General features: G+C 37.3%; 8 protein-coding genes. 6 read left to right on the top strand and 2 right to left on the bottom strand.

The window, feature by feature from the left end; all coding sequences use genetic code 11:
- Positions 1 to 55: 55 nt before the first annotated feature.
- Entirely contained in the window at positions 56 to 316 is a 261-nt protein-coding gene (locus ABOA58_RS22335) for a zinc ribbon domain-containing protein (RefSeq protein ID WP_350300067.1), read from the bottom strand.
- A gap of 403 nt (positions 317 to 719) precedes the next feature.
- Between ABOA58_RS22335 and helD the strand changes: the two genes are divergently transcribed.
- The 4 genes from helD (at position 720) to ABOA58_RS22315 (ending at position 6,974) form a co-directional block, all read left to right on the top strand.
- Complete coding sequence (helD, locus tag ABOA58_RS22330; RefSeq protein ID WP_350300066.1) at positions 720 to 3,059, top strand: RNA polymerase recycling motor HelD; 2,340 nt, start codon at positions 720 to 722, stop codon at positions 3,057 to 3,059.
- Positions 3,060 to 3,165: 106 nt separating this feature from the next.
- Positions 3,166 to 3,381 carry a hypothetical protein gene (locus tag ABOA58_RS22325; RefSeq protein WP_350300065.1) on the top strand — a complete coding sequence of 72 codons (216 nt, stop codon included), beginning with the start codon at positions 3,166 to 3,168 and terminating at the stop codon, positions 3,379 to 3,381.
- Positions 3,382 to 3,416: 35 nt separating this feature from the next.
- Positions 3,417 to 3,548 carry a small, acid-soluble spore protein L gene (gene sspL / locus ABOA58_RS22320; RefSeq protein ID WP_034304091.1) on the top strand — a complete coding sequence of 44 codons (132 nt, stop codon included), beginning with the start codon at positions 3,417 to 3,419 and terminating at the stop codon, positions 3,546 to 3,548.
- A 255-nt stretch (positions 3,549 to 3,803) separates the two neighbouring features.
- Positions 3,804 to 6,974, top strand: a complete 3,171-nt coding sequence (locus ABOA58_RS22315) for an ATP-binding cassette domain-containing protein (RefSeq protein ID WP_350300064.1) — start codon at positions 3,804 to 3,806, stop codon at positions 6,972 to 6,974.
- 524 nt (positions 6,975 to 7,498) lie between these two features.
- Here the strand turns inward: ABOA58_RS22315 and ABOA58_RS22310 are convergent.
- Complete coding sequence (locus ABOA58_RS22310) at positions 7,499 to 8,767, bottom strand: ATP-binding protein (protein WP_350300063.1); 1,269 nt, start codon at positions 8,765 to 8,767, stop codon at positions 7,499 to 7,501.
- A 216-nt stretch (positions 8,768 to 8,983) separates the two neighbouring features.
- On the opposite strand from ABOA58_RS22310, the gene ABOA58_RS22305 reads away from it, so the two are divergent.
- Both ABOA58_RS22305 and ABOA58_RS22300 read left to right on the top strand, forming a co-directional pair.
- Positions 8,984 to 9,445, top strand: coding sequence for an SRPBCC family protein (locus ABOA58_RS22305; protein ID WP_350300062.1), 462 nt, complete (start codon positions 8,984 to 8,986; stop codon positions 9,443 to 9,445).
- Positions 9,446 to 10,927: 1,482 nt separating this feature from the next.
- Complete coding sequence (locus ABOA58_RS22300) at positions 10,928 to 12,340, top strand: hypothetical protein (protein WP_350300061.1); 1,413 nt, start codon at positions 10,928 to 10,930, stop codon at positions 12,338 to 12,340.
- Positions 12,341 to 12,406 lie beyond the last annotated feature (66 nt).

Here is a 12,406-nt window from a genome sequence, read left to right as displayed (position 1 = left end):
CTCGCGCCTTCCGTTTCAATCACATTTGAATGACAGTTTTTTCGTTTTCTGTAGTTTACTTATTCCATCGCTTTAACTTTGGGATACCTCTAGTAAAAAACTTAGCAATAAATTTAGGCATTTTCATATTTTCCATCAAATGATTTTGGACAAATTTTTGCATTTCTATCGCAGTAATATTTTGAGTGAATTCACCATTTATATAACAATGACTACAATATTTAGTGCTTTTACTACCATCTTTTTCAGTTCCTCCACCTAATTCATCTTTAGAAAGCGGCATTCCACAACTTTGACATGCTTTATATTTTTTCATTATAAATTCTCCTGCAAAAAGTTTTTTTCTAAACATTATCTAACAAACAATATTAAGTCAAGACAATATCACGTGTCATCGTTACAACGAATCAACCGTTAATGTGAGTGTTGCAGCAAAAACAGGACTAGGCTTTCGAGATGAAAATAGTCATAAAAAAATAACCAGTCAAGCTGCTTGCTTAACTGGTTCCTAACTTTAAATTTTAAATTAGAGTATAAAATGACGATTCATTATGGCAACTGTTATGAAATATACGTTGATATCATTCAGAAATTATGATAAATTAGTATAGAAACACATTTTATAATACACAAAAACAGTTTACCCCTTACTATAAGTATAAGGTAAAACTCACCTCTAGTCAACCCCTAATTTCTCATTTTTTAAAGGAGTGTCTGTTATGAACGATGAAATTCGGCAGGAGCAAGAACGTTTGGATGAGGTGATAGAAACAATCACGAAACAAATCAGCAAAATAGAAGGTGAAACTTCAAAGCGTAAAAAAGAAGTTGTTAATATCCGTAAACACTTTTGGGATGACCTCAAGGTTAATATCGATACTTTCGATGATTACCTCGAGACGATCATTGGCTTAAGGCAGCAGGCTCAAGACTTGTCACAAAGCGAAGGCGCACATAGATATGCCTTCAAGAGGCTGTCGACACTGCGCCGCATGCAGGAAGTGCCTTATTTCGGCCGGATTGATATCACTGAAGAAGGGTCTCCCCTTACGGAACAAATTTATATTGGGACTTCCACTCTTACTGATGCAACAGGAGAAAACTTCATTATCTACGATTGGAGGGCCCCGATTTCGAGTGTTTATTATGACTATCCTCCCGGTCCTGTAGAATACTCCACTCCCGGAGGCGTAATTCGGGGGATGCTGGAGAACAAGTGGCAATACACCATCAAGGGAGGCGTTATCGAATCAATGTTCGATACGAGTCTCACCATTGGGGATGAGATCCTGCAGCAGGTGCTTGGCAAGGGAACGGATAAGCATATGCACAGTATTGTGGCCACCATTCAACGGGAGCAAAATAGGATCATCCGGAACGATCGCGGACGTCTGCTCATTGTTCAAGGTGCCGCTGGCAGCGGGAAGACATCAGCTGCCCTCCAACGGATCGCTTACTTGCTCTACAAGAATCGAGAAAGGCTGAAAGCGGATCAAATCATTCTATTCTCTCCTAACTCCATGTTTAATAACTACGTATCCAATGTGTTACCCGAACTTGGCGAAGAGAATATGCAGCAGGTAACATTCCAGGAATACCTGGATCATCGTCTGACTGACTCTTTTCAAGTTGAGGATCCTTATGAGCAATTGGAATTTTTGCTGACTGGAGCGGATGATCCTTCCTATAGCACCAGGACAGCGAGTATCCAATTTAAGGCATCGATTCGCTTCTTTGAGATCATCAAAACATACAGACAATCATTGGAGCAATCCGGAATGATCTTTAGAGGGGTAAAGTTCCGGGGGGAAACGCTCGTCTCGGCCAAACAAATCTCAGAAAGATTTTATAACACAGACACCACATTAAGATTTCACAATAGGATTGAAAAGCTGAAAGAGTGGTTATGTGAGCTACTTGATGAAAGGGAAAAGTTTGAGTTGAAACAACCGTGGGTCCAGGAGGAAATCGAGTATCTTAGCAAAGAAGATTACCAAAAGGTATACACCTATTTAGAGAAAAAACGCGGTCATACTGAAGATTCCTTTGACGATTATGAGATAGAGAATAAAATGCTTGCGCGTATGATTGTTCGAAAGAAATTGAAGACGTTACGCAAACGGATAAAAGCACTTCATTTTATCAATATTAAGGGAATATACAAGCAACTTTTTGACGAACAAATGCGGATCGAACTGTGGAATGAGGGTGAAACACCTGCCGAAAGGGAAATTTGCTTATCAACCCAAAAAATGCTGGATGAAGGTAAACTGTATTACGAAGACGCGACTCCATTTTTGCTGCTGAAGGAGTTAATTCAAGGATTCCAGTCGAATACTTCTATAAAATATGTTCTTGTTGACGAAGCACAGGATTATTCTCCATTTCAATTCGAGTTTTTGAAACGATTGTTTCCTTCTGCTAGGATGACCGTGCTCGGTGACTTTAACCAAGCAATATTTGCACATGCCAGCGAACGGGTGGATTTCCAGACCCTTACCAGTTTATACGGAGTAAGTGAAACCGAGAGCATAACCTTGGATCAAAGCTACAGATCCACAAAGCAGATTATAGAATTCACACGTGAACTAATTCCAGAAGGCCATCGAATTAAGGCATTCAATCGAGAAGGCGAGAAGCCTGTACTCACTCATGTGTCCAGCCGAGATGAATTGCACCGTGAAATTCTGTCTAAAGTCAAATACTTTCAAAGTCGTGAGTATAATACAATCGCAATAATCTGTAAATCTGCTGCGGAAAGTGCCGTTGCATACGATGCCCTTAGTGTCCAAGGTGAAATTAAACTCGTTCAGAATGGCACAAATGAATATGAACAGGGAGTTGTTGTTATTCCGGCTTATTTGGCCAAGGGCATCGAATTTGATGCTGTCATCATTTATGATGCATCTGTGCAAACATATGGTGATGAGAGCCTGCGTAGATTGTTCTACACCGCATGTACCAGGGCTATGCATAACTTACAAATATATACTGTTGGCGAACCAAGTCCTTTCTTGAAAAACGATGGAACGGAGAGCTTACTTCTGACCTCCAATTAACAAAGAATGGAGTAATTATTAGTGCTTCCTTTTTTCTCCTTTAATTTTATTGCTCTTTTATCGAAATACTATAAAAGAAAATCTTTAGGAAAAAGGAGGAGATGGATTGACTAACGAGAAAGAACAGGTGGAAACGGGAGGAAGCCAGGTGACTGGTGAATCAACAACTCAATCAGTTAATGATGGTCATTATCATTATCCAGGGCCCATGGAAGAAGGCTATAGCGGAAATACAGGAAGAGCAGTACAGCCTGCCGGGAAAAAAGATCCTGATGTTCCTCAGAACAAAGACACATTTAATTACACCCGTAATTTAAAGTAGATCCGTCCAACATCATATACTTGGAGGTGAAGGAAATGAGTAAAAAGACAGGAAGAGGTCGCATCGCACCAAGTGTTAACCCGCAGGGACATGGAAAAGATGTGGAATTCTCCACCGAGCCTAAAAGCGATCTTGAAAACAAGGCAAAAAAGTCTAATACAAAATAAGTGTATTGGATAAAAATGTGGTCATACTTTATAAGAAATGCCCTTCTCTTAGTCGAGAGGGGCTTTTATAATCTATAAGAAGGCTTTAAAAAAATTCAATCCTTACTCCTCGTTTTTTGTCGATGAATCATACGTTTTTGAAACAGCGTAATGTGAAAGAATAGAAGGATGGGGTACCGTTAAAAAAAATACCAAATACATATACTGCTGTGCTAATATGAAAGACTGAGCTTAAAAAAATGAGAGGAGTTACAAATGAAAATAAATCGATTAATAGCGAATAATATAAGCCATTTAGATTCATCACTGCCAGACGACCAATCATTAGGAATTGCTGGTTTATCAGGTTCCGGGAAGACGACTTTTTGTCAAACCATTGGCGAAGAATCCAAGAAGCGTCTCGTTTCCTTATTGCCGAAGTCTGAATATCAGTATTTATTCCCTAATATTATGGAAACCAACTTCAGTGCCATCAAGATGGAGGAAATGCCTCTGGTCCTTTTTCTCGGCAAATCATCCATTTCAGCTAATCCCCGTTCGACCATTGGCACACATACTGGTGTGTTTAAAGAGATTCGTGTTTGTCTTGCAGAAAAATTCAATCTTTCTCCGGAAGTTTTTTCATTTAATAATGCCTTAGGCTGGTGCCCCACTTGTAAAGGACGCGGTACGACGAAAAATGTCGAATGTCCAAAGTGTGAGGGGAAGCGCTACAATCAAGAAGTCGAGCAATATACCATTGAATTATTAGATCGCCCGCATACTATATCCGATATCAACAACTTAAGCATCGAAACGATCCTTTCACTCGCAGAGACATTACATATTAGTGAAGCTAAACAGCATATTCTCCAAAATATAATCAATATGAATATTGGTTATTTAGGCTTGAACCGTATTATGGGGACAGTGTCAGGAGGGGAATTAACCCGGCTTTACTTGGCCGAATTCATGGCAACAAGTGAAAATACCGTGATCATCATCGATGAAATCTCCGTCGGTCTTGATCATCAAACCCTTTTGAAAATTTTGGAACAGATTAAGCAATTAGGTTATAAAAATCAAATTTGGCTCATTGATCACTCAGACACGGTGTTGGATAGCACTGATGACCAATTGTTCTTTGGACCCGGCAGCGGAAAATATGGCGGGAAAATCGTTGAGGAATCACCGCGGCCCAAACCAATCAGCTGGAAGCGAAATGAAGCAGCGCCTACTGAATACTATCAATTTCAGGATCTTTACTGCCGTAATATTCAAATGGAAGAAATCCGGATTCCCAAGAATAGACTCGTTACCTTTACGGGGGAATCAGGCTGCGGTAAATCTACACTAGTCAATGAATGCATCTCCAAAGATTTTCAGAAGCGGTATCCAAAGGATAAGCTGGTCATGGTCGGGCAGGACCGAAATAAATCGATCACCAGCCGGTCAACCGTTGCGACGTTTCTTGATATTAAAAAGAAGCTAACCAAATACAGTGATGAAATTGATGATATTTTTCAGCGTTCAATCGAAGATATTATTGAAGAATTGCCAAAAGAAGACATCGCACATAAACGTTTGAGCTTATTGATCAAACTTGGGCTTGGTTATTTGACGTTAGAAAGAAAAACACAAACACTATCGACGGGTGAATTTCAATGTGTCCACTTAGTTTCCGAGCTGTTTGCGAAGACAAGGAACCCGCACACGCTGTTCATTTTTGACGAGCCTTCAAAAGGGTTATCGCAAAATATTTTAAACCAATTCATTGACAGTGTCAGGGTCATTCTGGAGGATGAATCCGTCTCCATCATCATGATTGAACATAATGCCTATATGCTGGAAAGCTCGGATTATATCGTGGATTTTGGCAAAAGACAGCTAACACCTGTCCAGCATCTTGACGTTGTCAGTCATGATGATTATTACCGTCAGAAAGACAGTGACGATCAAGTGGAGCCATTGCATATCTCTTCGACGCTCCGGTCAAAAACTGGTATCAATTATTTACAGGAAAATCATCTGGACTATTTTAAAAACGCAGAGAACGTCTATAAGGGCGGCATTTTAAAAAGCTTATCACCAATCGCTCGTGTGATTTATGGGGAGTACGAGTCAGACACGATTGCACCTGTCATCGCCATCGACCTTGAACGGCACTTGTACAGTCAATATACGTTTCTTTATGAATTGGGCGGAATGATCAACCATATAGTGGCTGCACATCCGACCAATAAGGATACAAGAAGCTTCGATTTCTATTCTGCAGAAAATCATTGTCCAAGCTGTTCGGGACGCCGGGTCATTGAAAAATTCGATTTCGATGTAGTCATACAAGACAAAAACGTGCCATTCTGGGATGGTTTATTGCATCCGGACGTGATGGAAGTATTAAAATATTATCAGCATTCAAAACTGGAATTCCTGTTTGATGAGATCAAGAATGAACTCGGTCACGACATTAGTAAAAGCTATAATGAGATGACAGATGCCGAAAAACATACCTTCTTATATGGGTATTGGGAAAAGTCCTTTTACGATAAAGCAGGCAAGGCATCGCGAATTTGGGAAGGGTTCAATTTCATCATTGGGCGTTATATCTTTGTATCGAAATCTATCATTAAAGAGCAGATGAAAGAAACAAAAGAAATGATCGACTGTCCAGTCTGTCAAGGAACGGTTCTCAAACATCATAAAAAGCTGATGTTTGGTGATACGGACATTCGCGAGATCATCCAACAGCCAATTGATCAAGTCATCAAAATCGTAGGGAAGCTGCCGGAACTGGAGAAACTAAAAGCGATTGTGGGCGGCGATATCGCACTCACTGATGATGTGTCATTCCTTCCACGTGAAACAAAAGCGGCGTTGAAAATGCTTGAGCTCGAACTAGCAAGCTTCGTCGGCTATGAAGTGGTTTTACAAAATACCCAGCCATTCTGGGACAGCATTAAAGGCAATATCGAAGCAATCAGCAGCAAAAATCAGATTACCATCTGTGACTTTGCCAATATTAACGAAACAAGAGAAACCATTATTGATAAATATTTCACCAATGGCAAATACAAAAAACTAACCTATGTCTATGAAGCATTCGGCTACAAAAAAATCGTTACCCAAATCAATAAAATTAAAGCAAGTCATAAATGCCCATTCTGTAATGGCAAGAAAGTCATTTCAGAAGATAACATCCATGACGGTGTGTATAAATTAACGATCCCTTGTGTGAGCTGTCATGCCAGTGGCATCGATGATGAAGGGCGTAAAGAAATCGTCGAAAGCATCGACGTCCAGACCTGGCTGACAGGGAAAGTAAGTGATGTCGTGGCTGAAAGTGAACGTACCGAGGCCGTGGCCGATATCCCCATTTTCACCCGGATTCGGGAATTGAACAAACGAGACATGATGGCGGTTTATCAATGCCTTGACCAGAAAAAATAAAGTAAAAAGTCCGCCGATAATGGCGGACTTTTATTTTGCGGACATAAGGGGTTAAGAGTCCGAATAGTGAGGTGAAGTTCGAAAAAAATTCGCGAGCCGTCGAATATAGTGCCTCAACGGTCGAATACTATGCGGGGTAGGTCGAATAATGTGTGTGAACGGTCGAATACTATGTGGTTTAGGTCGAATACTGTGCGTGAACGGCCGAATATTGTGTGGTTTAGGTCGATAAACTGCGTCAACAGCCCAAGACAGTGCAGCGGGTCGAATAAACTGCTCCGGTCTTTAAGGCTTTTTACTGTAATCCTTATTGGATTGAAGAAATTTGCGACACTTCTGCCGAATAACTGGCTAGCCGAGACCCCACAGACGCTTGCGTCGAGGAGGCTTGGCAGACAGTCCGCGGAAAGGGAGTAGATTTCTGAAATCAACTGGAGCTTCTATTAAATAAAACTGCAGGCAAATTCGCTTTTCTTCGAGTTTGTCTACAGTCTGAAGTCCGCCATTTACGGCGGACTTTTTTATTATTTTACAGAATAATCTTCATGATAAACGGGAAGTGTTACTGAAATCGTTGTTCCCTTATTCAAAAGACTTGTTATATGAAGTGTACCATTCATCGTTTGGATGGTCTTAACAGCCACCATTGATCCCAACCCAGTCCCTTTTTCTTTGGAACTGTAATAAGGCTCGCCAAAACGATTTATTTGCTCTTTGTTCATTCCTACTCCATTGTCACTTATTTCGATAATGATGTCGAAATTATTTACATAGGAAACAATATTAAGTTCCCCGCCGTTTGGCATTGCCTCTATACCATTTTTAATGAGATTTAGGAAGCATTGCTTGAAATGCTGAATATTCCCCCGGGTAATGCCTGGAGTCAACTGATTAGATATAGTAACTAAATTCATGCTAGCCAATGGTTTGATCATTTCAATTACATATCCTATTTCACGGTTAATTGAAATAGGATCCACTTTCTCAAGTGCAGGTTTTGCAAATGCTAAGTATTCACTAATAATGGATTCTGCACTATTAAGCTCCCTGACAATATGCTCTATATATTGTTCTTTTACTTCCTGAGTCAGATCAGGAGTCTTTAGCAGTTGAACAAATCCTTTCACAACCGTTAAAGGATTTCTAACTTCATGTGAAATGCTTGCTGCAAGCTGACTGACTACCTCCATTTTTTCAAGCCTTATCATTTGTGTCCGGATTAAAATGGCATCTTTTAAAATTTCCATTATATATACAGCTAAAGCAATAATGAAAGGAGGGAGGATAATAAAGTAAAATACATACGCCTCCGTTATTCGAAAATAATCAGACATAACGAGTGAAATGAAGCTCGTTAGGATTCCAAGAAACAGAATTAATAGTATCGAGCTATTAATCTTATTTTTTCGATTGAAATTTTTGAATTTGGAAGAAAATAGAGCCGTTATAATAAATATTACGATATATACAATTAACGTAAGTAAATTGAAACCATAAAAAGCAAACCTAAAAGTTAATATGATGACTAACAGGGCAGCCCCTACAGGCCAGCCACCATAAAGGGTCCCTATTATAAAAGGAATTTGCCTGAGATCGTGGACACAATATTGATCGATATAAATAGGAAACTTCATACATAAAATAATAGGGATGCTCATGCATGCAGTAATAAGGGTCTTGCCATACTGACTTAACCTTTTGCCATGATCTAATAAAATGTAATATATCAAAATACTTACTAAGATATAAAAGAGATTATCTAATATGTTTTGATTAATATAAATAAAATTCATAGGATTCTCCTGAAAAAGTAACCGTTTGGTTTATTATACAAGAATAACACCAAAAAAGAGAATCTTAATAAGTAATTTATTTACAGAAAGGCATTTAAATTCAAAAAGAGTCGGTTAAAGTGTATCTAATGTAACTTGAATTATTTACCGATTTATCAGTTAGAAATTTGGTTTTACATAATAAAGGAAATATAATATAGGTAGAGGTGATTTTCATTGAAAAAATGGACAAGAGAAATAGAAATAAACGCCCCAATTGAACAGGTATGGAAGTTTCTTGATGGTTCTGTAGAAAATATGCAAAAAATCATGCCTCAAGTAGTTGAACACAAGCCCGTTAAAATAACGGAAGAAATGGTTGGAAGCGTATATCGTCAAAAATATAGAGAAGGAAAACGAACAGAAGAGTATGATATAGAAACATTAGAGTATTTGAATGAAACTAATGGGAAAAAGCTTAAAGTAGGCTTCATACTTGCAAAAATGTTTGAAATTACAGCTTTTTACGAACTAAATAAAATCAATGACAATAGAACTTCCTTTACATATACAGTCACCAGTCGCCCGTTAAAGTGGTTTTTGAAATTACTTTTATTATTTGCCACCGATAAAGTGGTCGTTGAATTTTTAGACCGTGTCAAAAAGGTAGCTGAAGCGGAAACAAGTGGATCAGAATGAATTAAGTCAATTTTCCGCATGATAGGGGGCATACAACTTGCCCATGTTGGAGGGTGTGCTTTGGTCGTTTCTTTCCACTGCAGGCACTCGCTTTCCGCTGGCGGTCCGCCCTCGGCGCTTTTGCGCCTGCGGGGTCTCCCCCCTGGATGCGTATTCCCGCAGGAGTCTCGTACACCCGCTCCAATCAACTCTGCATGAAAACTGAATCGACACAGCAACACAGATAGAAAATGATCCATCTTTTTTCAAGATGGATTCTTTTTATTTGTCGTAAATAGGGTCTGAGGAGGAGTTTTTGACTGGTGCTTACTCCAAATAGGGAGTTGCTTGAAGTTATTTTTCTAAAGTTACAGTATCGGAGTAGGAGTAAAGGTAGGATTAGAAGAAAATAAGTAATTCTAAAAAACAGTTGTTAAAACAAAATTAAAATTAGGTGGTGAAGTTTGATATTGATGTCTACAAATAAAGAGAATTATAAAAAGGCTTTAAATTTCGGATTATTATTTTATGCGATATTCGTGGGGTTAAGTGGAACAATTTCCTTTGCAGTTCTATTATTTTGGGTTGTCCCAAAAGATCAAATATCAACAATATTAGTACCTTTACTTTTCGTAGCTTTATTTCTCTATGGTACTTGTGCCATATCTATACTTATTCGTTCAAAAATCAATAAAAAATAGGGATGATATAATGATTATTTCAGAATTAAAACTTTTACTCTCGAGAAATGTTGGAAATGCAAACTATATGTATAAATTCATTAATCGTTCAAACCCTTGGCACTTCTAGTGTCAGGGGCTTTTTATTTGTGGGGGAAAGGTATCACATGAGAGGTGTAACGGTTTTCTAACTCTTACTAATTTTCTTGAGTATTCTTATATATTTTGGTTTTTAAGAGTGGATCACAGAAAGAAATATTCCATATGTGAAATTTCTGATTTCAAAATTGGAATCTATAAATTTTAGTTCTTGGTTAATATGTGATTATGGAAATAAAAATTAATAAAGGAGGATAAGAAAATGCAAAAACAGTTAATGATGGTAGGCAGTTTGTGTGTTTTGTTGAGTACGTTTAATTTAAAGCTGTATTGACAGAAATAAATATGAGTAATGATGTAAATGAAAGTATAGAAGTATATGAAAATATGTATGAGTTGTCTCTGAATTTACCGGGGGAACTTGAAGGTATTAACACCTTTTAAGAGGACCATACATGAAGTAGCGTTTGAACCATTTTCGGAGGTAAGGAACTTGGAGGAAAAGTAACAAAATAAAATATGATTTGGAATTTAAACAGGAGACAAATGGTAAGAAAAAAGTGTGGGATGTATAGATCAATTAGACTTAGTTGTTAGCGCCCCAATCCTAAACAAGACTCTCGAAAACGTTTCATTAATGACCAAATATACAAAAAAATATAATATGTGTAACTTTATACATAACATGTATGTTGATATTTAATTAGAATAGTGAGGGTGTATTTTGAGTAAAACAAAAAAAATATTAAAAGGTAGTTTTGTTGTACTTTTGTCTTTGCTTTTTTTCTTTAGTAGTTATTCAGTTAATTTCTTTGCCAAAGCTAATGATAGGAAAGAAAACACGAATGAATCATCGGAAGAAAAGAATATAGTTATTTTTGCTGATGATGAAACAAGTACAGAAGAAACGGTTAATACTGTTGTTGAAGAAAATAGTGATCCGGAGTTTGAAGATATTCGAGATAAAGTTGATAATAATGAATTGAACGTTAGCGTTGTTTCCCCCGATAATAAAAGAGATTTTGAGAAATCTAATTCTATTGCTGCTGATGCGGCTGTTGTTGAAGGTAATAAATTATATAAAGATTTTTTGAAAGCTGAAATAGAAGGTGGTAAAAGAGTATTTCTTTACGGTGATGTTCAAGCAGAGGATTATAAAGAAATCTTAGATTTAGATAAACTTTCAGTTAAAGAGAATAATGGACAGTTAGAATTTGGTTTGAGTGAAGAAGAATTGAATAAAAAAGCAATTGAAAATGGTAAAGAATTTGTTGACGAAAAACCTTCAGACGATGAAGTGAATGAAAAAGGTACTCTTGATGCTGCTGATTCTGAATATACAAGTCATGTAATAGGGTATACAATAGATAAAAGTCAAGAACTTCAGTTTGTAGATGTTTCTATTAATAATTTCGATGAAAATGGTAATTCAATTCCCAACACAAAAGAAATGCTGTTACAAGAGGTTTTAAATACTCAATCAGAGATTATTGATATTGAAAATGAAATTAATCAAGAAAAAAATACAACTGATGCTTCTACTTTTATTACTAATAATAAAGTAAAAGCAGAAAGTGTAAGAGTTAAAAATAAATATGATTTGGTTGAAAAAGGATATCGTCTTGGACTTTTGGTTGCTAGAATGGATACAGATTGGCACTTGTACAAGCAAAATAGCGAAAAGAGTAAAAAATATGATTATTTCACTTTAAAACCTATAACTCAAGTCACAAGTTATAAAGGAATATGGGCTAGATCTATTTATACGAATATAGATATACCAGCAGATACAGATCATTTAGACGATTGGGGTCCTATGGGAGACAAAGGGACGTCTTCTGTTAACTTGTCACTAGGTTATCCGTTTTCATTAGGGATTTCCATGAATTTCGGGGAAAATCTAAAAATTGATGATCGATCTAGTTTGGCATATGATTATGCTAGATGGCAGTTAAATGATGGAGCAACGGATTTAAATAGAAATATAAGTGGAAAAACCTTTAACCCTGCTGCTGGTTGGGCTTCCACAGGAACTTATGCTAGAGCTGGATTAACTGTTATAGGTAAATTTGATAATTATATAACACTAACGACTAAATCGGATGTAAGTTATGATTATAATAAGGCCACTTACTAAAGAGAGGTATAAGTTTTCATGAATAATACAACTTTTAAAATAATCCTTTTAATATTACTGAGTATT

Origin of the sequence: Peribacillus frigoritolerans (assembly GCF_040250305.1) — a bacterium.
Classification (GTDB): domain Bacteria; phylum Bacillota; class Bacilli; order Bacillales; family DSM-1321; genus Peribacillus.
This window is presented reverse-complemented; position numbering and strand designations above follow the sequence as displayed.